We start from the raw sequence: 24,718 nt of genomic DNA, 5'->3' as shown, positions 1-24,718 counted from the left end.
AACGCAGTCGTTTATCAATGAGTAACTCATCAATAACCCTGAAATAGACCATGATCCATTGCACCCCGTTTCTCTTATTTGATGGCAATTGTGCCGAGGCTATGACCTTTTATCAGCAGTGTCTGGGTGGCGAGTTAACCCTGACCAAATTGGCTGATACGCCTATGAAGGATCAGTTGCCCGTCGAAAAACACAACCGCATTATTAACGCGCAACTAAAAAGCGGTGCTATTGATATTTCGGCCACCGACTGGATGGCTTCCCCCAGTCTGGAGCCTAAACCAGGCAATACGGTTAGTCTGTTCCTGATTGGGAGCTCCTACCAGGAACTCAAATCAGTTTTTGATAAACTCGCCGAAGGGGCTGATCCGGACAAGCGAACGTTTCAAGAACTCCATTCGGTGCCCTTTGGCAGTTATGGTCAATTCACCGATAAGTATGGCGTTGGCTGGGTTTTTAAAGCAGACAAGGCCATATGAATCAGGAACAAGCCTACCAATTTGCCGATGAATGGATCAGTGCGTTTAATGCCCATGATCTGACCGCTATTTTAGACCATTATGCTGACGAGTTGAAATTTTATTCGCCATTCATTCCGCAGCTAAAGTTCAATGAGTCAGGTTGTATTACAAGCAAGCGCGACCTGGAACGTTATTTTCAGCTTAGCCTGGCTACCTATCTCAACCTACACTTCACGTTGCACAACGTTTTTGTGGGTATCGACACGCTGGCTATTTACTACACGTCAGTGAATGACCGACTGGCTTGTGAAGTCTTTCAACTGAATGAGCAGGGTAAAGCCGCGATCATATATTGTCATTATGCTATGACTAAATCCATTCCAGAAAAAGCTTAACCAGTTGAAAACATCCGATGGTGAAGGAAAAAAATGGCTTGACCACGGCCCAAACCGGCCAATTTTTGAAGCACATATCATGAGCGATCCTTCGTCTCACACGGGAGCGTTATTTGAGAATATGTACCTAATGGTGACAGAATTCTTTTATACAAATATTATCAGGTGAAGTCTTGTTTATCTCAGATAGCGTCAAGTCAGCCAAATAAAGCCCTCTATCTTCCTGGTAACCACCCAACGTTGCTGATTGCGAGCATAATCTGACACTAGGAGGCTTTAATATCCTTGGCTACTCCAGTAAGGTTGTTGCCCAGTTGGTGACCGCCACTTTCCATTTCGCGAAACGTTGCCCCTGGAAGCTTTTGTCGGTAAATGGCAAGGTTATCAAATGGGACCTCTTTATCGTCCTGACAATGGTAAAAAAAGAGTCGACTATTTTTGGGAAGGCGTTTGGCGAAATCGTCAGGAAGTTTTAACCCCTGTACCCAAGACTCCTGGCCCTTCCAAAAGGGGGTAGCGAGCAGGAAAATCCGGCCTACTGTTTTCGAAATCCTATGCTCAGACAAGTATTTAAGCAGTAGGGAAGCACCCAGGGAGTGAGCGACTAAAATGACATCATTGGTGAATTTACCAATTTCGTTTTCAATTTGCTCCACCCAACCAAAATCTGGAGCCGCCTGATCTGTTTGCAGCTGAGGGTAACGTATTTCATAATTCTCTCCTAATGCGTTTTGCAGAGAGTCCACCAACTGTGCGTCGGCCTTATACCCATCGTCCCCCCCGCCCTGTATAAAAAGCACTTGTTTTCTCATGACCTGCCAGCTATAGGCTCGTGGTTTAGTATTAGTAGACCAATAGGGTTGTAACGCCAGTTCGATTACATGACGCGCGTAAATACCTGTTCTAAATCGGCTTCCCAGCTCGTGCCGTTTTTGCTCAATTCACCTTTACTGATCATCGTATTATCATCGTCCGTAAAGGTCCAGATATATCGTTGAGAGAAATCAGGCGCGTCGCGCCACCAACTCAATACATTATTCTGCAATGAAACCTCATACATTCTCGACACTTTCCGCTCATCAAAGTAGAGCATGAACCATTTATTAGTGGCGTCGTCGCTGCCAAAAATGGCAATACCATTAGGAAATCCTTCCTCATCCATCTCGGAATGCCAGATCAAAAAAGCGCCCCCTTCCATCCAATTGAAGGAAGAGTATCCAGTTAGTTGTTTGCCCGGAAGAGCCGGATGCGTGCCTACCGTTTTCCATTCGCCAACCAATTTGCGGAAAGGGTTTAGGGCCGGATTGGGAATCTGTGCTGCATGGGTGGGTTGCTTTTTCATGCTGTTCTTCGCCGATAGTTGGCTATAAGGCTAATAAGTGATACCTAAGTAACTCCTAAACAGTCGCTTGCTTGCCTTTGTTATAACGCTAATGGTAGCTCACCACCAGGAGCCAACTTATGGTCAACTAACGTTACCTGCCTCAAGCGATATGGATGTCAACCAGAATTTAGAGCCTATTGAGAGTGGTTATGCAGCCGTTAACGGGTTAAACATGTATTATGAGGTTTATGGTAAGGGCAAACCCATCGTCCTACTGCATGGCTCGTTTATGACCATCCCGCTGAATTGGTCACACATTATACCTCTGCTGATGAAAGACCGAAAAGTGATTGTAGCGGAAATGCAAGGGCACGGTCGTACCCGAGATATATCTCGCGAAATTAGGTACGAAACAATGGCCGATGATGTGTCGGGTCTGCTGAAACACCTCAACCTAGACCAGGCAGACATCGTGGGCTACAGTATGGGGGGCGGGGTAGCTTTTCAGTTAGCCGTCCGCCACCCAGAGCAGGTACGCAGACTGGTCGTCTTGTCCGGTACGTATGCCCATGACGGCTGGTGGCCCGATGCAGAAGCTAGTTTCGCGACAGCCACTGCCGAGCAATTTAACGGCACGCCAATTCAAGAGCAATACGAAAGCCTCGGAAACGATACGGCCCATTTTCCTGAATTTTTCAACAAGGTGATCGGTATCGACCTAAGGCCTTATGATTGGTCGAAAGAAGTAAAAAGCATCCCGGCTCCGATCTTCCTGGCCATGGGTGATGCTGACGGCGTCCGTTATGAACATGCTCTGGCGTTATTTCGAGCCAAGGGTGGTGGAAACATGGGGGATCTACACGGGTTGCCCCAATCCCGACTGGCCATTCTACCGGGTACTACCCATATTGGCATGATCCAGCGAACGGATTGGCTGATCCCGATGATCACGGATTTCTTGGATTCCGATCTTAGTGCAGCACCTCCTACGTTTTAAACTAGTCCAATCGATACCTATTGATTGAACGGGCATACTTATTAATCCTGCTAAATTGGCGAGTGGAGATGAGTTTGTCCCGTCTTAACCTAATGCTTTTCCCTCTAAATTCTAGCCAATTCATCGTCTATTTAAACACCCATTTTTTGAAGCAGATATGCGTAGGCTCTTTCGTCTCAACTAGGAGGATATGTTGAGAATATAAAAGCAGGGATGCGCATCTACGTTGTCTTCAACTCAAACGAGTCTCTTACCACTTCATCTTAATTTGTAACCTTTTCTTTACTTTTCGCCACGAAAAGCGTTCGAAAAACGATGTCCCAAAGTTTACTACTTACGCCAAAGCCTGATTCGGAATCGTTAAAATGATGGACCATATGATGAGTTTTCATTTCTTGTAGAAACGAATTTGAAGATTTGGCGTGGTGAATCGCATAGTGCATCATGTCATAGATAAGATACCCCGTTATAAAGCCGGCAAAAAATGGATACACGTAGCGCTCACCTAGTACGTAATAAAATGCCAGGTAGAAGATAGCGGCCAAGGGTGCCCCTAACAAAGGAGGCATAACTAAACGCTTAGAATCATTTGGGTAATCATGATGTACCCCATGCGTTAAAAAACTGATTCGTTTGCCTAAAGCTGTAGTTGGATGAAAATGGAAGATATATCGATGCAGTATGTATTCTGCCAATGTCCAAAAGCCGAGTGCGCCTATAAAGAGTAGAATCGTATATAATAAGGATACTCCGCTAGTGAACCCTTTGTATAGCGATACAATCACTACTGGAACCCAAAAGATTAGAGGTGTACTCCAGTGCACTCTCGAAAATAGGTCAAGAATTGGATTTTTGAAGATCCGGACAGATTCATCCTTCAACGATACATAGTTCTTTGCCATGCCTCATTTTTATGTTTACCAAGTGTAAAGATAACCGGTGTCAGGTACAGGAAGCGCTATTATATCTAAAATTGGGAGAGTTATGGAGAAAGTCACCTAGGGCGTTCTGATAATTCACAGTTAGTCTCAGAGTCGCGTTCGACTTACAGTCCTCTACCTGAAGCAGCGCAACCAGCAGTTATACGCAAAGAGTTTTTATGAGAAAACTTTATTTAAAGGAGTCAAGCAGGGAATGTGTAGATTGGCTAACTAAGGGACGTTCTTTTGTCTCAACTAGGAGCGTTTCGTGAGAATTTACAAAACAGGGGTTATAAATCAGAAACGGTCATTTCTGATTTATAACCCCTGTGAATTAGGACTTTCAATCAGCACATAGCCGATTAGTATAGAATCCGTTGTCCTTTCGGAAGGGTTGAAATATGGTTCAGCTTACCCTGTCTAAAATCCTGGTAAAGCCGACGAATGTCTTCCTGCTTATCGCCAATGAAGGGCCCATGTGATACAATTTCGTCCCCCTGACGTTCCCCGGCATAAAGAATGACGCGACCGCCCGTTTCTCCAGCCGTTAATCTAAGTTCGCTCAGGACGTCATCATCCGGGACTCGGTCAAGCCAGCCCACCTGATCCTTCGTTAACCGTTTCTTCGTGTCGCCAACTTCTACACTACCTTCAATCGCATACAAAAAGGCGGTGTAAGGAGCTGGAATGTATTGTACGGTTGATGCATGGGGCGCCAACCGGATATCGGCCAGAATCAGGGGCGTATAATTCTGAACGGGCGACGTTACACCCGCCAAAGAGCCGCTGTAGACCTTGATGTCTACCGACCCATCGGTGAATCTGGGCACATGGCTTACCGGAATATCCTGCACCCGTGGTGTAGCCCAGCGGTCTTTCTTGGGCAGCGTCAACCATAATTGCAAGAGTCGCATAGTCGCTTCACGCTCGATGGTTTCGGTATGAATTATGCCACTCCCGGCGGTCATTAGCTGTAAATCGCCCCCACTCATGCGGTAAGCCTCGTCGCCCATTTCGCCTTCCAGCAATAGGGAAACCGTTTCAAAACCGGCGTGAGGGTGTGGTCCACCGGCTGGCTGGTCATCCCGTTTTTCGAGCCGATCATCCATCAACACAATAAACGGATCGCTCTCTGAAAAGTCAACCTGAATGACAGGACTGGCAATATGGCCCGCTCCTAAAAATCCCTGCTGAGCCCGGGGTGTATATATTTTGGCAAGATTTCGTTGAATGCTCATACCACTATCTGGTTTATAAAGGGTTACTGATTGTGTTCCCTTTTCTTCTGCAAATTTACTACATTTGCTATACTTTAGTAAGTAGTATACTTGAGTATAGTACTATACTCAAGTATAGCGACAGTCCCAATAAGACGAGCTACCAGCTACTTATAAACCGATAGTCTATGGAGTCAACAAACTTAATACCTGAGGAATGTGGCCGTACGTTGCGCCCTGTACGAGATGCCCTCGATGTATTAAATGGGAAGTGGAAGTTGCCTATTATCGTGGCCCTTACCTTCGGGGAGAAGCGGTTTGGGGAAATCGCCAAAGAGGTTCACGGGATTACGGATCGAATGCTCTCCAAAGAATTACGGGATCTGGAGTTGAACGGGTTGGTCAAGCGAAATCTATATGATACCTATCCCGCTAAGGTGACTTACACGTTAACAGCTCATAGCCAAACACTATATGAAGTAATTGAATCCTTACGCAAATGGGGAGAGTTACACCGGAAAAAGATGGTCTCGGACGATAAATAAATGATAGGAGCTGATTTACTCTTGTTTAGCTTGACCGTCTTAAAAAGCGCCCGATTTGATCAGCAGATACAGGAATGTTTTTTCGTATCAGGCTTTATCCGTTCGGGCACTTTTAAAGAATACAAAATCAGGTCGTCACGTTGCAACAGTTTGACACTATGCTCGTCTTTGTACCAAAAATTGAAGCATGCAACGATTGTTGTTATCTATCGTTTTATCCCTTTTCATAAGTTGGGTTGAAGCCCAACCCGGCAATTCTGTAGCAATTGGCAAGATCGATAGTATCGATTCCAAAAAGCTACATGAGAAAAGGGCGATCTGGATTCATGTGCCTGAATCAGCTAAGAGTGATCCGAAAAAAAAATATCCCGTTGTTTATTTACTCGATGCGGAATGGAATTTTGCCAGCACGGCATCGACAATCAGTTTTTTAAGTTCGGTCAATGGCAACAATTTTTGGCCAGAAGCCATACTGGTTGGCATCGTTAACACCAACCGGAAAAGGGATCTTACCCCAACGCATGTGGTGGGTGGTCTATGGATCGATAATGCCACATCCAGCGTTTCGGGTGGCGGTGAAACCTTTATGGCCTTTATCGAACAAGAATTAATCCCACATATCGATTCCACTTATCCCACAACCCCATATCGAATTTTGGTCGGCCATTCATTAGGTGGCTTGATGGTGATCAATGCCTTGCTGCATCATAAAACCCTTTTTAAGGGATATATCGCCATCGATCCAAGCATGTGGTGGGACAATCAACGGTTATTGCAGGAGGTGGAAGGGGCTTTAAAAGCCACCTCTTACTCTGGGATATCTCTGTTCTTAGCGATGGCGCATACACAACCGGGCGAGATGGACACATTAAGGCTTCAGAACGATACGACGAGTGGCACGCTACATCCCCGTTCAATCCTTAAGCTGGCTAACTACCTTATGGCCAAGCGCCAGAATGGTTTACAAGCAAGCTTTAAGTATTACGACCAGGATACCCACAGTTCGGTTCCCCTGATTGCTACTTATGACGCGCTGCATTTCCTGTTCAAGGATTACCCATTGACACTAAAAGACAGTTATTATTCAGATCCTACGTTCGACTTTACCTCCTTTCTAAAGGCACATTTTGAAAACCTCACTTCGGAGTATGGTATGACGGATGCCAACGGGAAAACCCTGTTGCCACCAGAAGCCCTGGTTAATAATCTAGCGTATTATCTGTTTAATGAAAAAAAACAATTTGACAGAGCCGAAGCGCTGTTTGCGATGAACCTAAAAAATTACCCCGAAAGTTTTTTGGCGTATAACTTTCTAGGTGACTTGTATAAGGCCAAAGGGGATAAGTCACGCGCCGTAGCGAGCTACAAAAAGTCACTTTCTATAAAGGAAACTTCGGAGGTAAGAATCAAGCTGGAGAAAGCCGAGCAAATGGTCATTCATTAGACTCGATTGGTGTTTACGCTGACCGAGAGCGAAATCAGCAAATTTTGCCTTGAATTTGAATCAAGCGGATTTAGATTCCGGGCTATTGAGCTGGTTGAACGGCCCCAATCCTTTGTTTGAAATTGGGGCCATTTACGATGAAACCACAGATGACCGTACCTATACAGGACTCTCTACATTATGAGCCCGTTTTGATGTACTGATTCATTTTCGGGATACGAATCCGACGCAGTTGCGAGGGCTGGTTTAATGGATCGGGTGAATAGTCGATCAATAGAGTAGCGGCCACTGCCGAGTACCACCAGGGCGAAACTCATTCCTAAGCTTAATAGGTGCATTTCGATGCCTTCGCCGTGTTGATTGCCAAACCAATTCATCGAAAAACCAAAAGGTAAATGCGTCGTTAGTAGCGCTCCTAGCATAACCGCGAATGTTCCCAGCGCATTGATTCGACCCAGAAAGCCGACCAGTAACCCAACAGCTCCTACCGTTTCAATAACAATTGTCAGGAAACCAATAATCCAGGGGATATGAACCGTATCGGTGAAAAATTGCATGGTGCCGGCAAACCCGTAGCCGCCGAACCAACCAGCCGCTTTTTGCAAACCGTGATAAAGCATAACAGTGCCAAGTGGCAATCGAAGAAAAAGACCAGCCAAGTCGTTGCGAGTGGAAATGAATTGTTGAAACATGAGTATTTGTTGTTTACGAATTAGCAGAATCATAGAAAAATTGCTCCCGAACGATCTTGTCGTCGCGCCAGTGCTGCACCGATACCTGTGTATAGTTTTTCTTGCCCCACTCCCGGTGGGTGTAGTCGTAATGCCAAACCACCATTGTCACGTTATCACCCACCGTCACGTCGAGCGCCTGAATCGTGCGTAGTTCAGTTATGTTGCTGTAAAAATCCAGTTCGCGTTGGCGATTGGCGGCTTTACCAACTGTAGGTGGCAGGGCATTTTCCTGCATCACGATCTGTTCGTCGTAATACTGTTCGAAGGCTTCCAGAGACTGGCCCTGAAGCACGAGTTGATTGAGTTGTTGGATGTTGTTGAGGAGCTTGTCCATTGCTTTGTTTGTTTTGGTTGTCGTTTTATTTTGACAATGCAAAGCTATAGCACCCCTCTGGCAGGCATCCTTGACCTAGTTTAGGAAATACGCTTGATGTAGGTTAAGATTTCCGCGTCGCCATCTGCTTTCGCATCCGGCTCAGAAATTCTGGCGTAAAGCCTAAATAGGAAGCAATCAAGTGCTGGGGTACGCGCTGATCTAAGCCGGGATAGCGATTAATGAAGTGGCGATACCGTTCTTCGGCGGTTTGGCTTATAGTGGCAATGGCCCGCTGTTCGGCAGCGATAAAGGCGCGTTGACTGAGAATACGAAAAAACGTTCGAATTTGGGTACGCGCTGATATAATTCATCTAACGCTGCCTGATCAATCTGGAGCAATTCCGAATCTTCGAGTGCATCCGTATTGTAAGCCGCTGGCGACTGAGTCAGAAAACTATACAAATCGCCCGTCCACCAATTCTCGACAGCAAACTGAACGACGTGTTCACCCCCGCGTTCATCGACAAAATAGGTGCGCAGACAGCCTTTCAGTACGAATGAATCGAACTTGCAGACATCGCCTGACTGCACCAGGTATTGCCGTTTACGAAGCATCCGGTAGCGAAGCAGCGTAGTAAAATAATCAGCTTCTGCTGGCTCAAGCGAAATGAACTGACCCACATGGGCGAGAATAGCGTCATACATACGAGCAAAGAAAACGAAATTTGTGAATCTCTTTCGCATCAAGCTTATTCACCGAGCCAACGCTGAAACGCCATTGCTTTCTCTCAACTGCTATTGATCTCTATGCCGGCAGCCGGATTAAGGTCTACTTTCAATTTACTAGTGCCGTAAAGATGTACTTTTTCGCAGCCCTATGGTTGACAATATACTGACGATCAGACCGTTAATTCGTGCTACTGATTGAGCCGCGGTGGCGTACCACTGGACAGCTATTAAAACCAGCCTTTGAGAGAATCAATAATTCATGACTACATACCAGGAAAACCATCATCTGTCAGATGAACTGGGACGCTACGGCGGACCGTTGGCATTTCAGTCGTGCCCCACACACGTATTCTGTTCATTAATGATCTTTACTAAGGCTATTTTGGGAGTAGCTAACGTTCGTACATAATCTTAGCTACTCCTCTTTTTTAGGCATTCCATGAAGAGCCATTCAAAGAAACGTTGAGCAGACGTTTAATTAACCTTTTTTCGGCGTTCCGACAGTTCTCGCCAAGTGGTTAGTATAACCCTATGCGTCCACAATGACCAGTTTTCGCAGATGGAGACTATCCGTCGCTGCGAACAATATTTCACCCTTCTGGGCGGTTGTTAACGTCCAAGCAAGACCTATTGTACTAGCTTAATTTTTTCGTTCACTTTATCAATAAAGCTATGGTAAAAGCTACAATAAAACCAAGTCGACGACGGATTGGATGTGCTGGGATGCATCAAATTCAGCACAATTGCGTGCAACAAAAGGAGTTAACCAGTTTATTTACAGCACATTGCTCTAAAACCAGTTAACTCCGATAAAGTAGGGTGAGGTTCCGAGCGAACCCGAACCTTTAAAATTAATTAATTCACTATCAGACATTTAACCAACCAAGCAAAACTCAGGTGACGGAATAGGTGCTGGAATGACGAACCTCTACCAATTTTAATCCAAGTGTTACACTCGATCGGGTCGATTTATAGACTAAAGGCAATTCAACAAATAGTTATCCATTAAAAAAATGCCTTAATCCAATTTATTCGGCTTTAATCCTCACCCGGCATCAAAGTAACCCGGTTTATTTATACTTCTCTTCATAAAAGTCAACATTAATATTTGGAGCTGATTTTTAATTCCCTCTTCTCTGCCTTACTCTGATACTCGATTCAGATCTATGCCAGTATGTTTTCGAGACAGTTTTATACTGGCCTTAATACACTTATATATATAGTAGGCTATCGAGCGTCGGCAAGGCCTCAAAGTCTGCTCAAGCCCTTGTTTAGTAAGCCCTTTCGACCTATGGCTTTGAAGACGTAGTATTTGTTCGACTTTATCAGCTTTAAGCTGTCAGTATCACTCTACCTATCGGAATGGTAATGGTTTCGATAGGTTTACTCTCCTCTTTAGCCGCATCACTATATGCCAGCTGTTTACTGTGTTCGTGCCATGTATGGCCAGTACACCAACCAATTTTTAGAGGGTCAGTACGCGGCCATTGGCTGGCTTAATGGACAGGATCTTTCCCAGGTTCATGATCGGGAAGAAATCAAGTTGCGTTTCCGCCAGGCCAATCCGGCCATAATCAGCAATCTGGTCATTGGCCAGCAAGTCGGCCAGATTGCCCGTTTTCTTTTCGACATCAAACCTGGGGATTACATCATTACACCGGCCGCTGATACCAATATTCTTCATTATGGTCAGGTTCAAACTAACCCTTACTTCCTAGGCCCTGATGACAGCTGTCCCTTCACTCAGCGTAAGCGGGTTAGCTGGTCCCCAAATACTTTGCGTCGGGGAGTGCTCTCGATTCCTATGCAGAATACGATGGGATCCAGTTTGACCGTGTTTCAGATCAGTAACGATTCAGAGTTCTTCGAGGCTATTCAGCGACCTGATCTGGCTTCACCCGCGGTTATTCAACAGCATCATGATCATACCGAACAGGTACTTAAGCGCCTGCTTGAGCTTGACGCCACCGAGTTTGAGTTGCTGATCATGCATTTACTAACGGCTATCGGCTTCGAGGCTCAGCATACGGGCAAACCCCATGATGGAGGTGTCGACGTGCGTGGTCAGCTCAATGTGGCCAATCTGGCCCGTATTGAGTTGATTGTACAGGTCAAACGCTACCAGCTCAACGCGCACATTAGTGCCAGGGATATAAAGGCCCTGCGCTCCAGTATCCCCAGCGGTACCCAGGGCGCCTTTATTACAACAGCAAAATTTCAGCCGAAAGCCCTAGATATGGCAATCGAACCCGGTTTTCCGCGGATCGGTACGGTCGATGGTCACCAACTGGTCGATCTGCTTACTGAGCATTGGGCAACCCTACCTCAGGACTTCAAAGAGCGCCTTCAGTTGAAAGTAGGGTTGATTCTGGCGTAAGGTCGATTCATGCGCTGTAAAGCGTTTAGCAGATTGTAATCTGTTGGTTTAGCCATTGTCTTTACTTGGAACTGGAATCGGGTTAAATTGGGCTAGATCTGCCGTAAAAGAATTTTGACCTTATTAAGCTCCTTAGGAGCTAATTGCATCTTTTATAATTTCCCTCCCAAGTATTCTGTATCAATTTCGCTTCACCTCACTCATTCGAATAAAAGTCAAGTAAGTATGAATGAGTAAAATACCGTAAAGTATAATAAAACTTCCGTTTCTAGGGCATTCAGTAGTTGGCTATAGTTTACCTGCTTTAACCTATATTCACGATCTATACTTAAAACTGGAAGTATTTAACGCTATTGAATGGCCAATTAGAACGGCTCAAACAACAACGTCTTCTATACGTATATACGTAATATGCCCAAACTAGATCTGAAAACTCTTGAATCCTGGTTATGGGATTCGGCTAATATCCTGCGGGGTAGTATTGACAGCTCCGACTTTAAGAATTACATTTTCGGGTTGCTCTTCCTCAAACGGGCTAACGACGTATTCGAAGAGGAAGTCGAAACACTAATGGCTAATGATGGTGTCTCTCGGGAAGAAGCCGAAGAAGCTACCTATTTCAAAATGCCGCCACAGGCACGCTGGTCTGAAATAAAAAAGGCAACCGAGAATATAGGAGTTATGCTTGATAAGGCGTTTGATGCTATTGAAGAAGCAAACAGAGAACTGAATCTGGAAGGTGTTATGACCAGTACCAAATTTGGGGATAAGGAGCGACTTTCTGACGATACGCTGCAACGGCTACTACGTCACTTCAACCAGCACTCGCTACGAAACGCTGACCTCTACACGCCGGATCTGCTGGGTGATGCTTATGAGTACCTCATCAAGCAATTTGCCGATGATGCGGGCAAAAAAGGGGGTGAGTTCTATACCCCGCGCGGGGTGGTGAAATTGATTGTTGGTTTGATCAAACCTCAACCTGGTCAAACAGTCTATGACCCAACCTGCGGATCAGGCGGAATGCTCATTGAATCAGCGCGTTATGTAGCTGGGCAGTCAAGCGGCAAAGTAGGTAATATCGTTAATGTATCACTATTTGGACAGGAGAAGAACATCGGTACCTGGGCTATTGCCAAGCTGAATATGCTGTTGCATAATTTCGACAGTGCCGATCTGCGTAAGGGTGATACACTGGTGAACCCGCAACACAAAAACTCCGATACCGAACTGCAACTCTTCGACCGAGTAATTGCTAACCCACCTTTCTCACAGGATCGCTGGTGGACACCCGCCGAGGTGAATTTACCCAAAAAGCTGGATAAAGATGGTAAAGAGAAGGAGGTCGCACCTAACTACGCCACAGCAGTAACCGATAAATTTGGCAGACTGCATTACGGAACACCCCCTAGAGGCTACGCCGATATGGCATTTTTACAGCATATGCTAGCGGTACTTAAGCAAAATGGCCGCATGGGTGTGGTACTACCCCATGGTACGCTCTTTAGAGGTGGGGCCGAAGGCAGCATCCGCGAGAAACTGCTGGAAGCTGACCTCGTGGAGGGCATTGTGGGCCTGCCCTCGGCGCTGTTCTATAATACGGGTATTCCGGCGGCTATCTGGGTGCTGACCAAAACCAAACCCGAGACCCTTCGCAAGCGTGTGCGCATCATCGACGCAAGCCAGGAGTTTAAGGAAGGTAAGAACCAGAACGAACTGGAAGACCAGCACGTGGCCCGCATTCTGACCGCTTACGACGCGGGGCAGGATATGGACAAGTTTATGAATGTGGTTGATCTAGCCGACATCAAAGCCAATGACTACAACCTGAACATCTCACGTTACATTGACCGGAGCGAAGCCGCCGAAGTAATTGAGTTAGCTGCCGTTCATGCCGCCCTGCGCGAGTTGGAAGCTAAAGAAGCCGATATTGACGCCAAACTGGAAAGTCTGCTGGAGGAGATTGGATTATGAGCAACGGAATGAAGCAGACGGAACTTGGGGAGATTCCGGTGGAGTGGGATGTAGTTGAGCTTATTGACGTTTTAGAATTACAAAGAGGATTTGACCTTCCTGTTCAACACAGAATAAAAGGCAGTTATCCTTTAATTGCGTCAAATGGTAAAATTGATAACCATAACGAATGGAAGGTTAAAGGGCCAACAATAGTTACAGGACGATCTGGTACAATTGGAAAGGTTTATTTTGAAGAAAATGACTGTTGGCCATTGAACACCACTCTCTATGTAAAACAGATGAATGGTAATTTTCCACGATTTCTTTATTTTCTGCTACTTGACCTCGATCTAAAGCAATACAGCACTGGCACTGGTGTACCAACACTTAACAGAAACATTGTCCATAAGCATAAAGTAGCCCTTCCACCTCTCCCCGAACAGCAAAAAATAGCTAAAATCCTGTCCACGGTGGATGAGAAAATAGCCGTAATTGACGAGCAGTTAGCCAAAACCACTGAACTGAAAACCGGCCTCATGCAACGTTTGTTGACAAAAGGTATTGGCCATACGGAGTTTAAAGATTCATCGTTGGGAGAGATTCCGAAGGGGTGGGAGGTACATACCTTCGGTGATTTATTTACACTTAAGCATGGTTATGCTTTTGAGGGTGAATCATTTACACAGGTTAAGAATGAATACTTATTACTTACTCCTGGTAATTTTCATCCTGATGGAGGTATAAAGTTCGTTTGGAGGAAACAAAAATATTATACAGGTTTTGTTCCAGAAGCTTATGTTCTTGCAACTGGGTCATTAATTGTTGCAATGACTGATTTGACACAGGATTGTAATATTTTAGGGTCTCCTGCTATAATCCCAGATGCAGACTTTAAGTTTTTACATAATCAGCGGTTAGGCTTAGTTGAATTGAAAAATGCACAGCAGTTAGATATTAAGTTTCTGTATCATACTCTCAATTTTAAACCTTATAGAAAACATATGAGAGCTACAAAAACAGGAACTACTGTGTCTCATACATCTCCTAAAACTATTTACTCATTTGTTACAAGCCTGCCACCCCTTGTCGAACAACATCAGATAGCCAACATCCTCACCACTGTAGACGAAAAAATTCAAGTTCTCCACGATAAAAAAGCCCATTACCAAACCCTCAAGCGTGGGCTAATGCAGCAACTCCTTACGGGTAAGCTACGGGTAAGCGTTGCTGAAGACGTTATACTGGCATGAGTCAAGGATCCGAATTTCTCCAGTCAGAGCAGCCCGCCTTGCACCTGTTGCAACAACTCGGTTATCAGTATGTAACCGGTGTAGCATTGTCAGTCGAGCGGCCCGATGCAGGGGAAGTTATTCTAACTGGCCGGTTGCGTTCTGCTATTAAGAATCTTAATCCAGACTTGGATGAGGTCAATCAACAACGGGCCTTAGAACGCATTAGCCAAGTATCAGCTTCCTCGCTTATGGCAGCAAACCAGTATATCTGGTCCTTACTTTTGGGTACTGGGTTTACCCTTAAACAGCAAATAGACGGCAAGGAAACCTTTATACCTGTCCGCTTCATTGACTATTCGCCAGCCCGAAAGAACGACTTATTAGTAGTGAATCAAATGCGGTTTCGGGGCCGTACTTTTACGGCCATTCCCGACATTGTTGTATTTATCAATGGTCTACCATTAGGAATCATTGAGTGCAAGGCCGGTAACGCACCCAGTGCCTGGGACAGCGCCTGGAATGACCTGGATGCCTACCAGCGTAACAATGAGAAGCTGTTTTACTATAACCAGATTTGTGCAGGCATCTGGGAAGTCGGCGGTAAATACGGGGCGATCTGCGCACCACAAGCGTTTTATTCTCACTTTAGGTCTGACAACAACCCTGAATTAACGACGTTGCTTGCCGATCGGAAACCTACCGAGCAGGATATACTACTATACAACCTATTTCGCCCCGATCGGCTGTTGGACATCATTCGCCATTTCGTTTTGTTTGAACTGGACGAAGGCCGAATTATTAAGAAACTACCGCGCTATCAGCAACTACGAGCCGTAAACAGTACCATTGACAAACTACAACAGCACCAGCAAGGGGGCGTCGTTTGGCATACGCAGGGCAGCGGCAAGTTACTTACGATGGCCTACCTCATCCGTAAGTTACGTGCTGAGCAATATGGCTTCGATAATCCAACGGTAATTGTCCTAACGGACCGAAACGATCTGGATACACAGATTACGACAACCTTTCAGAATATCGGCTTTAAAGATGTGCAACAGGCAAGCTCAGTGGCCCATCTGGACAAAATCCTGCGTAATGATTATGGTGGTGTCATTACAACTACGCTCCAGAAGTTCCAGCAAGCCGATAAGAATGCAACGGCCGATGAAGTACCAGACGATGAGGGATTAACTCGCACGGAACGCCATATTCAGGAGAACTTATTAATACAAGTCAAAAAGGCGCTACAAGATGGTAAGTGGGCAGAAGTAAGTCGTCAGGAAATCCCACTGGAAGTCTTATCGACGAAAGAAAACTTATATGTACTGGTCGATGAGGCCCACCGCAGTCATTACGGTTTCCTGGCCGCTTTCATGCGATCAGTCCTGCCTAATGCCAAGTTCATCGCCTTTACGGGTACACCCATATCCAAAGAGGATAAATCTACGCTGGCCGAGTTCTACGGCGAGGAATACCTTGATGTCTATACCATTAAGGAATCAGTAACCGACGGGGCCACGGTTGAACTGCTCTATGATGCAGGCATTGCCCGGCTAGACGTTAAAAAAGCTGAATTAGATGAGGCCTTTGAGGCTCAGTTTTCTACCGAATCAGAGGAAAAAAAAAGCAAGCTCAAAGACGCAGCTCTACGGAAATACCAGTTTTCGGCAGGACGTATTCGCGATATCAGCATGCATCTGCTGGAGCATTACCGTGATAAGATTTATCCCGATGGATATAAAGCCATATTAGTCTGTTCCGGCCGTCAGGCAGCTTTAGATTATCAGTTGACCATCTTAAATCTGCGGCTTCAGGGTTTACATAATTTTACTACCAAAGTGGTGATTAGTCTGGGTTCGCCTAAATCCGACCCGATTGCTGCTGAGCATTATGAACGTCTGGCCTGGAATCGGGAGAATCCTGACGAGCCTTTAGATATACTCTTAACGCCACCTGAGGAGGTTAAGGCGGTCATTGATAGTTTCAAATTGCCATTCGGGAATGAGGATGAACTGGATAAGGCAGGCAAGAAGAAAAAGTACGATAACACCGCTATTTTGATCGTATCGGACATGCTGCTGACTGGCTACGATGCACCCATTGCCGGATGCCTATACTTCGACAAGCCCCTAAAAGAGCATAATCTGCTTCAGGCTATCGCCCGTGTTAACCGGACCTACCGAAGTAAAGCCGCTGGGTTTATTATCGATTACTGCGGAATTACAGCTCATCTACTACAAGCGCTGGACATTTTTTCGGGAGACCTCCGCCCCGATGATATTCTGCGCAATCTAAACGACGAAATTCCGAAGCTGGAATTGAATCACGCCAAACTCATTAGTTTCGCTAAACCCGTCAGATTTGATCGCCAGAATCAACGTACGGCATTCATCGACGGCTTTGTCCGATACATCGAGCCCATTCACCTCCGGGATCAGTTCAAGGAGTTACTAAAGGCGTTTAATAAGTCGGTTAACATTGTATTGCCCAACCAGGTAGCGATGAGATACCAGGTTGACTTTAACTTATTCAATGAAATCAAGCTGAAAGCCCGTAATGCCTTTCCTGATGATGACGAGTTAAAAATTAGCGCTAACGAAAGCCGGATGCTTCAGCAATTAATTAACGACCACCTGATCGCTGAGGGTGTCGATAATTTACTGGATGAGCCGGTGTCGATTCTTGATCGCGATAAATTCAGGGCCGACCTGCTGAATGCCTCACCAGCAACGAAGGAGCTAAAGATGCGTAACCAACTTAAATACACCATAAAAGTTGGGATGGATCGTAATCCAGGGTTCTTTGAACCATTGGCGCAACGTTTAGATAATCTGCTAAAGGAGCACAAAGCAGGCCGTATTGACCAGGTACAACTCCTGATCGGGTATATGCAGCTACAGGATGATCTGATCAATGAGCAACGTTCCGCGCAAGCCCATGGCTTTACGACCAGGCAACAGATTGATGTATACAATGTGTTGACTGTACTCTTTGAGGAGGAATCAGCCAGGGTCACCAAAAAACTCTTCGACGATATCCGGGGCGAGTTAGGTATTGTGGGCTGGAAAGACAAAGGGGAGGTACGTAAGGCCATTGAAAACAAAATCACTAGTTTACTAAAAGCCAAACTACCACCCGCTGAAGCCCGAAAAAAGGCGGCAGAACTGGTAGATTTACTCCGAAAAGATACCCATGCCTGACGTTTCCTACGGCGCCCGAACGATCCGTTATGTTGTGCAGCACTGCCCCGACAGCCAGGTGCACTATATTAGCGTGTCCCGTGATGAGGGAGTAGTTTTAAAGGGCCCCCATCTTTCCTCTCCCCAGGCCGATAGTCTGGTCCTTAAAAAAGCCCGCTGGATTCTGGAAAAGCTGGAATTAGTGAGGGAAGTAAATACAGGTGATATTGTAACAGGGTCACGTATCCCCTATCTGGGCAAACACTACTATACCGAGGTCGTTTTCATGCCTAACCTGGAAAAGGCCCAAGTTGACTTTAATCACTCCCGCTTTCAAATTCAGATCAACCCTTCTGGAGATAGACAATTAGCGATACAACAGGCTTTGGACACATTTTTTCGAACAAAGGCGCAGGAGAAATTAACGGTACGTGTTCGTCAACTGGCCCAAACAACCGGCCTAACCTATACTGATCTCAAGGTTCGTCGGATGGGGAAGCGATGGGGCAGTTGTACAAATTCAGATGTGATTATCCTCAACCCAGATGTAGTTAAACTCCCCTATTCGCTTATTGATTACGTGATCATACACGAGCTCTGCCATACTAAGGTCAAAAGCCATTCTAAAGAGTTCTGGGCGGAATTGGCTCGTCATATTAGTAACTGGAAGGAGCTTGATGAGCGGATGAGTAATTATAAATTCTGAGTAGCTTAAGTACATTCAGGTATCCATCTTCCTGAAGGTACCCAAATATTCATGCAGTTACGGCCTTAGAACTCCTTCTAAAAGCGTTTTTGTTTTGTTGGTCTATTTTTATAATGGCTTAACAACCGATAATTTATAAACTCGAAGCCCGTAACTTGAATTATGTTTATTAAAATAAAAAAGGTTTTAAGCGCCTATTTGTCTAAATATCCTTATTTATCTGAATCTCCCTTAAGCAGCTACATACCCCCTTTGGTTGCGTGGTTATTTATATATGCCTTTAACGGCTGGCTATTAAAGCTGTTAATAAATTTTTGCTCTCCAGCTTTACAATATTTTCAACCAGATTGGGTGATTAGTTGCGCTTGCTTAGTAGCTGCTAGCCTGTCATTTTTAGTAGCTATTTATAAAGTATATACAAGCCGCTACCCAACCCTATTATCAATTTGGTACAGCGGGTTAATCATCTGTTTGTATATTATGGCAATACGTCTAAACTCACATCTTTATTTTTATAAGTGTTTTGATTGGCAATCTATCTACCTCAGTGATCTGTTGCTGATTGCAGCGCTATTCTTTCTGATATCCTACGTTTATATTGGAAAACCTTTGCGTTCAAATTCTTCGTTGGCGCTCGTAGAAGATCTCCCACATATAATTGATTCAGAAAAAGACACACTTTCACGTTATAGTTATGCAGGATATATTGCCAATGTAATTAAAGCTACGGTGGTGGAAAAAGCATTTGCTATTGCAGTTCTTTCAGAATGGGGGTATGGTAAAACATCCTTTCTTAACTCAATAAAGGATCGTTTAACCAATGAGACTTTAGATGATGACTCAAATATCGTTGTTGATTTTAATCCATGGAAATTTGAAAAAAGTGGGCAATTATTAAATCATTTTTTTGACCAGCTTGAGACTAAGTTAAAGCCCTATGATGATCAGGTAGCAGCTAGTTTACGAGAATATGCGGATAAATTAACAGAAACAGAAGATCCTTCACTAATAAAGATTATTACACAATTTGCATCACGGATCTTTGGTAATTCAAAATCACTTTCCGACCGTTACGACGCCCTTAATAAATCCATCCTACGCTCTGGCAAGCGCCTTATTATTATAATTGACGATTTGGATCGTTTATTACCCGACGAATTGGTGACAATAATTCGACTAATTCGTAATACCGCCGACTTTAGCAACACCTTCTTTATTGCCGCCTTTGACCAACAATATGTGATAAATGCATTAGCAAGCAGCGGCAACATGGTTAAACAGGAAAACTATCTCCAAAAAATTTTTCAACTAGAAATATCGCTCCCTCCTATTGAGGAGAAAGCTATATCAATCAGTTTACGTGAATATTTGTTCAAAGATATGACTGAAGCAACAATTAACCGGTTTGAAGATGTTCTTTCACTGGTAGATGAACCTGAAGGAGATGGTCTTGATAAGGTTTACGATGGATTTAACGCCCCTGAAATATATACAGCTAGAATTAGAGTAAAAGGTTATTTAGAAAACATACGAGATGTTAAGCGGTTCGTTAACTCGTTTAAATTAACCTACTCAATTATTGGGAATGAAGTGGAATTATACGACCTGTTAACTCTTGAGTTAATTAAATACCGTTTCCCTGATTTATATAATCAACTAGCCAGCCAAAATATTTTGGGAGTTGTATTCTCAGGTCGAACAACTTGGAGCTTTGATGAAAACTCATTTAATCATTTTTTTGAATTGCCGCATATTTCTTCGCTCAGTGTGCTAAAAAGTAAAAAGAATTTTTTTAGAGAGTATTTAAAGAGTATGCTCGATACTAACCGTAAGCGTACCAGCAGATCATTTTTATTCCAGGATACATTTCATCTATATTTCTATTACCAACTTTTTGATTCAATTTCAATACATAAGTTTGAAGAAGCTAGAACTAAGGGTATAGCTAGTCTTGAGGCTTACTTTCATCAAACGGCCGAGCAAAAAAGGCTAGATGAACTGCTTACTTATCTTGAAAGGATTTCAACGTTTAGGAATAAAGAAGATTTTGAAGCTATAACCTCTTGTCTATTTATGGTAGCAAGTGCTTACCAAGTGAACCTAAATTATCTAAATGCTTTGTTGCTTAAGACTGAATTCAATGTCAAGGCATATTACCAAGAGAAGGTTATACTTTATGAAGAATTTATTATGAGCTTACTTACTGATAAGCGCTATTCTCCATCTATTCGTGCTGAGGAGGCTAATTTTTTCCTTAGAAATCATATTAGAAAAGAAATGAGCCCACTTCTTGAAGAAGTTGAGTTAAAAAATCTTTTATTAGAAATCTTGAATTATGCAATCTTAACAGAGCCAGAAAAAGGTGATGAGATATTTTTCATATATCGGCAAAATTGGGGCTTAATTGAAGATGAAACCAGAATAATAAAAATCACTCCCCAAGCCAATGACAGTATGCGTAATTATGTAATTCAGTATCCCGATAAATTTATGAAGTGGTTATTTCAACCACAAACTAATTTTGATGAGGAACGATGGGTTGAGATTAATCCCTATGTAGTACAGATCTTTGAGGATTATCAAAACTTTTATGATTTTCTCAAGAACCTTCCTCCTTCCGCTTGCAAAGACTTTGCGCTTAGCATTTTTAGTATGTTCGAATCAAATAGTTTTAAGCAAATTGACATGCCTGATTTTCAAAAAATAAATCCTTGTAGGCCTGATGAAAGCTGAGATAATAAGAGGACAATTTATTATTGTATTGATGCCGTAAGGGCAGACCTATCTTGCCATATATTCTCCTACTTTCTTAGCATGAAGTACCTTTTTCCCCTTTTCCTAAGTCTGCTTTCTTTTCAGCTTCAAGCTACTATCGTTGTCATTACACGGACGGATTCACTTATTACCATCGGAGCCGACAGCAAACGGGAAACCGTCTATTTCGATGGACGGCCATCGAGCTGGCAGTCGGACTGGTGTAAGATCCAGAAAGTAGGCCCTTTCTACTACGCCTTTGTTGGCGATAATGATTCATTACAGCGTTTCTGCGCCGAAGCAGCCGCTCGTCATACTCATACCCTTGACGAGTTTTATCAAGCCTTTGCCGAGCCAGTCCGGAAGAAATATAATAGCTATCTAAACTGGGTGTACCGCCACAATCAGGAACAATTCTTACGAGAGCATCCTCCAAGACAAGTAGTCGCTCGAATTCCATTATTTTGCTTCGAAAACGGTAAGGCTAACCTATTCATCGCTGTTTTTTATGTCGCTGCTGTTAATGATCAGGGCGTATTTGTCGGTTATGACAAACTTGATAATCCAGCCGAGTCATATTTAGGTTACCACCTTGACACAGAAGCTATTAAGCATCAGTACACCAGATTACTACCTAGTGATCCAATCAACTATATTGATCGGTATATTAAGGCTGTTGTCAAGATACAGCCAGATCATTTGGGTGGTCCAATTGATATTCTCCAGTTGAGGCCTACCGGGCACCGATGGATTCGGCGAAAGAAGAATTGTCTATCCTTTGATTAATTCCTGTTAGCCCACTCCAGCCTAGTAATTTTAGGAAATATCCTTGCCTGAGAATCTGCTAAGTTACTTTAGTCTTATTGCAATAACTTTATTTTTTCGTTCACCTTATCAATAAAGCTATGGTATTCATTGGGTACATTCCGCTTGGCCTGATCGATCAACCAAAACTGGCGACTTCCCTTGTAGTTTAATTCAATATATAAACCACCCCAGTCCCCCGCATCTGGCTGACCAATGACCCGACTGGTTTCCTTGCGTAAGGCATCAGGAAAACTATCCACCAAATCGCGAACACTGGCAAACTGCGCTTGAGTCAAGGCCACATAGTCACCTTCATAAAAATCACTGGCGCTAGGGTACTTATCATTTTTATCTTCCAGTAGGCGGCTTTGTTCCAGTTTAAAAATTTCAATGCAGCTCTCTCCCCCACACTCCCCGTAGAAATGACCGAAGATTAGATAATCAGAATCCGCCAGCTCAACCGGCAAATCGTTTTGGCAGGCGCTTAATAGATAAATTAAGACGCTAATTAATGCCCAATATGTCCTTTTCATAGCCTTGGATAGTTAGCAGATCTCATTCGTCTTCGCATGACTCTGAAACAGGTAAATAGGTTGTAGTGATCTGTAGTTTTTACGACTAGGTTTGTGCTGATTTGAACTGCCTAACCTCTGAGCCGCTCGATCTGAGCTATGCTCTTAAGGTGATTAGTTGGGACCATAGAGCTTACTTTATGCTGTTAATAATGTTATCATTTGAGTAAGTAGAGTTACGCAAGCGGACCAAAAACATGTAGATACATCGAATACGGGAGATCTCTGATAATAACTATATCAAGTCATACCAGATACTCGCTACAAACGGAACTACTTATTACCTGTTCGCTTCCGATGGCTTCGATAATTAATACCGCTACAAAAACAAGAAATCCCGGCCATATCAACCGGGATTTCCTGTTACTATTTAAGGTTATCTTTTAGATTATGATGTAAAGAAAGCACTATAAGAAAAGCTTATCGAGCAGGGCTTGCCAGTCGAATAATTGTTGCTCGACTGAGGTTTGAATGGCTCACCACATATGGATCGAGTGCTGTTGAGGTTGACCCATGGTTTATAATGGTTTGTAGACCCGATCCTCGGCGGGTCGCTACCCTATAGACAGCCCAGCGGACACTACCTGCAGCCAAGAGTAGCCATACACTAGCCACCACAAAAGGTCGGAGCGTTTGAAGGTTCATTTTAGTCTTCGGTATAGGTCAACTCAGCGCTGACAATGGCGTATAGCTTCTCCATGTGACCACTCCGATCGGCCACGTCCAGCCAGCTTTCCCGATCAGATCGTTTGTAGCTACGGATGCTAACATGATAGAGGTAGTACAAGCGGTCGTAAACCTTGCGCCATACCTCCTGTTGACCCACACCCTTGGCCCGGCAGTAGTTATTGACAATGCGCTGAATCTTCATGCGTGTCGTCTCCACTGGCAGGGGGTCTGAGCTGCGGGGTAGTTCGAGTAGCGATCGGGCAGCCTGCTGCTGGGACTCGATCATCTGGCTTAGTTGCTGCTCGAGGTGGGCCAGTCGCTGTTCCTGTTGCTGGAGGTAAAGTGGTTGAGCTACTTCCCGCAGCTGGCGCCGGGCTTCGGAGAAGGAGCGGACCAGCGTGGCTTTGAAAGCAACCACCCGCTGGGAGTTGCGGCTGAGCGTACCGATGAACAGCGCCTGATCTTCGGTCAGGTGAACAATGACCTTATTTTGTATACCACCTCCTGTCTGGAAGGGTTGCGTTTCAAACGTAACCCTTCCAAACTCGGTCTCAATCGCTTTTTGATGACTGCGGATCGTTTCCAGTAAGCTCCGGTGCTGGATACCCAGACCATTGGCAAAGTCTACACTACTGACGGTTAACATCTCTCCCGATGTGCGTACCGGTATCAGTTGGGTGGTTGGCTCCATCTCAGTATAGCCGACCAATGCCGCGTTTGTCAATACCAGGCGACTCAAACAGGTCAGGATGCTGGCCGTAATAGGAATACATACCCGTCTCCGATAAGCGCAGGTTATCGACCAGCTTAATGTCAGCCTCCAGTAGAATCTGGTACTGCCGTTCTACCTCATCCTCAAATTCGGCGGCATACAGGTCTTCGGCCGTTGGCCGGTGCCAGGTAGCGATGATCACCCCGTCAATGGTCCGATCACGTCGGGCTCTGCTTAGGACGCTGGTCAAATCAATTTCGGGATTATGCCCGCGTAGACGGTGTAGCCGCTCGATGGCGACGACCTGCTTTCCGTCGAGGTAACAGACAAAAGCACTAAAGCCTGAGTTGCCTCGGTGGTTTTCGGTGATGAACAGTAGGGCGGCTTGGAAGGGGGATTCGACGACCTGTGGCTTTGTTTTACCGGTCGGAATTGGATTCTGGAAGCCGGTAAGCTGATCCGTTGGCTGAACCGGAACGACCGATTGGGGCGATTTAGCGGCCTGCGCTTTTGATCGGGTAACCAGTGGAAGAATGGAAGATTGATTGGTCTGCCGTTTGTAATTGCGGGCAGTAGAATGGGCCTGCTTTGAGACCGTCTGTGGAGTTAGGGTTGTAGAATCCCCTACCCGCAGGTACATTTGTCCTGTGTTACACATAACTCGTAAGGTTA

Annotated in this window: 23 protein-coding genes; 12 read left to right on the top strand and 11 right to left on the bottom strand. The window is 44.7% G+C overall.

Annotation, left to right across the window (positions count from 1 at the left end; all coding sequences use genetic code 11):
* Positions 1 to 50 precede the first annotated feature (50 nt).
* Complete coding sequence (locus GO755_RS24900; protein WP_157588016.1) at positions 51 to 479, top strand: VOC family protein; 429 nt, start codon at positions 51 to 53, stop codon at positions 477 to 479.
* A complete protein-coding gene (locus tag GO755_RS24895; RefSeq protein WP_157588015.1) occupies positions 476 to 856 on the top strand; it encodes a nuclear transport factor 2 family protein in 381 nt (126 codons plus the stop codon). The genes GO755_RS24900 and GO755_RS24895 overlap by 4 nt, the downstream gene beginning before the upstream one ends.
* Before the next feature lie 266 nt (positions 857 to 1,122).
* Here GO755_RS24895 and GO755_RS24890 read toward each other — a convergent pair whose 3' ends face one another.
* Positions 1,123 to 1,668, bottom strand: coding sequence for an alpha/beta hydrolase (locus GO755_RS24890; protein ID WP_157588014.1), 546 nt, complete (start codon positions 1,666 to 1,668; stop codon positions 1,123 to 1,125).
* A 65-nt stretch (positions 1,669 to 1,733) separates the two neighbouring features.
* Entirely contained in the window at positions 1,734 to 2,198 is a 465-nt protein-coding gene (locus GO755_RS24885; RefSeq protein ID WP_157588013.1) for a DUF1579 domain-containing protein, read from the bottom strand.
* 91 nt (positions 2,199 to 2,289) lie between these two features.
* Between GO755_RS24885 and GO755_RS24880 the strand changes: the two genes are divergently transcribed.
* Positions 2,290 to 3,177, top strand: a complete 888-nt coding sequence (locus tag GO755_RS24880; RefSeq protein WP_227687073.1) for an alpha/beta fold hydrolase — start codon at positions 2,290 to 2,292, stop codon at positions 3,175 to 3,177.
* Between the two features lie 263 nt (positions 3,178 to 3,440).
* On the opposite strand, the gene GO755_RS24875 is transcribed toward GO755_RS24880, so the two are convergent.
* Positions 3,441 to 4,079 (bottom strand): sterol desaturase family protein, encoded by a 639-nt coding sequence (locus GO755_RS24875; RefSeq protein WP_157588012.1) that lies wholly within the window; start codon positions 4,077 to 4,079, stop codon positions 3,441 to 3,443.
* 380 nt (positions 4,080 to 4,459) lie between these two features.
* Entirely contained in the window at positions 4,460 to 5,335 is an 876-nt protein-coding gene (locus GO755_RS24870) for a pirin family protein (protein ID WP_157588011.1), read from the bottom strand.
* A gap of 167 nt (positions 5,336 to 5,502) precedes the next feature.
* On the opposite strand from GO755_RS24870, the gene GO755_RS24865 reads away from it, so the two are divergent.
* Entirely contained in the window at positions 5,503 to 5,859 is a 357-nt protein-coding gene (locus GO755_RS24865) for a winged helix-turn-helix transcriptional regulator (RefSeq protein ID WP_157588010.1), read from the top strand.
* Between the two features lie 187 nt (positions 5,860 to 6,046).
* On the top strand, positions 6,047 to 7,303 hold the full coding sequence (locus GO755_RS24860; RefSeq protein ID WP_157588009.1) for an alpha/beta hydrolase-fold protein: 1,257 nt from the start codon (positions 6,047 to 6,049) through the stop codon (positions 7,301 to 7,303).
* 173 nt (positions 7,304 to 7,476) lie between these two features.
* On the opposite strand, the gene GO755_RS24855 is transcribed toward GO755_RS24860, so the two are convergent.
* From GO755_RS24855 to GO755_RS24845, 3 genes are all read right to left on the bottom strand, one after another.
* Positions 7,477 to 7,995, bottom strand: coding sequence for a DoxX family protein (locus GO755_RS24855; protein WP_157588008.1), 519 nt, complete (start codon positions 7,993 to 7,995; stop codon positions 7,477 to 7,479).
* Between the two features lie 13 nt (positions 7,996 to 8,008).
* Complete coding sequence (locus GO755_RS24850; RefSeq protein WP_157588007.1) at positions 8,009 to 8,371, bottom strand: nuclear transport factor 2 family protein; 363 nt, start codon at positions 8,369 to 8,371, stop codon at positions 8,009 to 8,011.
* A gap of 255 nt (positions 8,372 to 8,626) precedes the next feature.
* On the bottom strand, positions 8,627 to 9,058 hold the full coding sequence (locus tag GO755_RS24845; RefSeq protein WP_227687072.1) for a Crp/Fnr family transcriptional regulator: 432 nt from the start codon (positions 9,056 to 9,058) through the stop codon (positions 8,627 to 8,629).
* A 1,435-nt stretch (positions 9,059 to 10,493) separates the two neighbouring features.
* On the opposite strand from GO755_RS24845, the gene GO755_RS24840 reads away from it, so the two are divergent.
* The 7 genes from GO755_RS24840 to GO755_RS24810 all read left to right on the top strand — a co-directional run bounded on the left by GO755_RS24840 (position 10,494) and on the right by GO755_RS24810 (position 22,072).
* On the top strand, positions 10,494 to 11,459 hold the full coding sequence (locus GO755_RS24840; protein ID WP_157588006.1) for a restriction endonuclease: 966 nt from the start codon (positions 10,494 to 10,496) through the stop codon (positions 11,457 to 11,459).
* 411 nt (positions 11,460 to 11,870) lie between these two features.
* Entirely contained in the window at positions 11,871 to 13,433 is a 1,563-nt protein-coding gene (locus GO755_RS24835; RefSeq protein ID WP_157588005.1) for a type I restriction-modification system subunit M, read from the top strand.
* 8 nt (positions 13,434 to 13,441) lie between these two features.
* Positions 13,442 to 14,665 (top strand): restriction endonuclease subunit S, encoded by a 1,224-nt coding sequence (locus GO755_RS24830; protein ID WP_198174919.1) that lies wholly within the window; start codon positions 13,442 to 13,444, stop codon positions 14,663 to 14,665.
* Complete coding sequence (locus GO755_RS24825) at positions 14,662 to 17,847, top strand: type I restriction endonuclease subunit R (protein ID WP_157588003.1); 3,186 nt, start codon at positions 14,662 to 14,664, stop codon at positions 17,845 to 17,847. The genes GO755_RS24830 and GO755_RS24825 overlap by 4 nt, the downstream gene beginning before the upstream one ends.
* Positions 17,840 to 18,532 (top strand): M48 family metallopeptidase, encoded by a 693-nt coding sequence (locus GO755_RS24820; RefSeq protein ID WP_157588002.1) that lies wholly within the window; start codon positions 17,840 to 17,842, stop codon positions 18,530 to 18,532. The genes GO755_RS24825 and GO755_RS24820 overlap by 8 nt, the downstream gene beginning before the upstream one ends.
* Positions 18,533 to 18,694: 162 nt before the next feature.
* Positions 18,695 to 21,265, top strand: a complete 2,571-nt coding sequence (locus GO755_RS24815) for a KAP family P-loop NTPase fold protein (RefSeq protein ID WP_157588001.1) — start codon at positions 18,695 to 18,697, stop codon at positions 21,263 to 21,265.
* Between the two features lie 81 nt (positions 21,266 to 21,346).
* A complete protein-coding gene (locus GO755_RS24810) occupies positions 21,347 to 22,072 on the top strand; it encodes a hypothetical protein (RefSeq protein ID WP_157588000.1) in 726 nt (241 codons plus the stop codon).
* Between the two features lie 74 nt (positions 22,073 to 22,146).
* Here the strand turns inward: GO755_RS24810 and GO755_RS24805 are convergent, their stop codons facing one another.
* The 4 genes from GO755_RS24805 to GO755_RS24790 form a co-directional block, all read right to left on the bottom strand.
* Complete coding sequence (locus GO755_RS24805; RefSeq protein ID WP_157587999.1) at positions 22,147 to 22,626, bottom strand: hypothetical protein; 480 nt, start codon at positions 22,624 to 22,626, stop codon at positions 22,147 to 22,149.
* Positions 22,627 to 23,085: 459 nt separating this feature from the next.
* The gene (locus GO755_RS24800; RefSeq protein WP_157587998.1) at positions 23,086 to 23,310 is read right to left on the bottom strand and encodes a hypothetical protein; all 225 of its coding nucleotides are present in this window, start codon (positions 23,308 to 23,310) and stop codon (positions 23,086 to 23,088) included.
* 1 nt (position 23,311) lies between these two features.
* Positions 23,312 to 24,025, bottom strand: coding sequence for a Rha family transcriptional regulator (locus tag GO755_RS24795; RefSeq protein ID WP_157587997.1), 714 nt, complete (start codon positions 24,023 to 24,025; stop codon positions 23,312 to 23,314).
* Between the two features lies 1 nt (position 24,026).
* Positions 24,027 to 24,704 carry a hypothetical protein gene (locus GO755_RS24790; protein ID WP_157587996.1) on the bottom strand — a complete coding sequence of 226 codons (678 nt, stop codon included), beginning with the start codon at positions 24,702 to 24,704 and terminating at the stop codon, positions 24,027 to 24,029.
* Positions 24,705 to 24,718: the final 14 nt, after the last annotated feature.

Origin of the sequence: Spirosoma arboris (genome assembly GCF_009754945.1) — a bacterium.
GTDB classification, from domain to species: domain Bacteria; phylum Bacteroidota; class Bacteroidia; order Cytophagales; family Spirosomataceae; genus Spirosoma; species Spirosoma arboris.
This window is presented reverse-complemented; position numbering and strand designations above follow the sequence as displayed.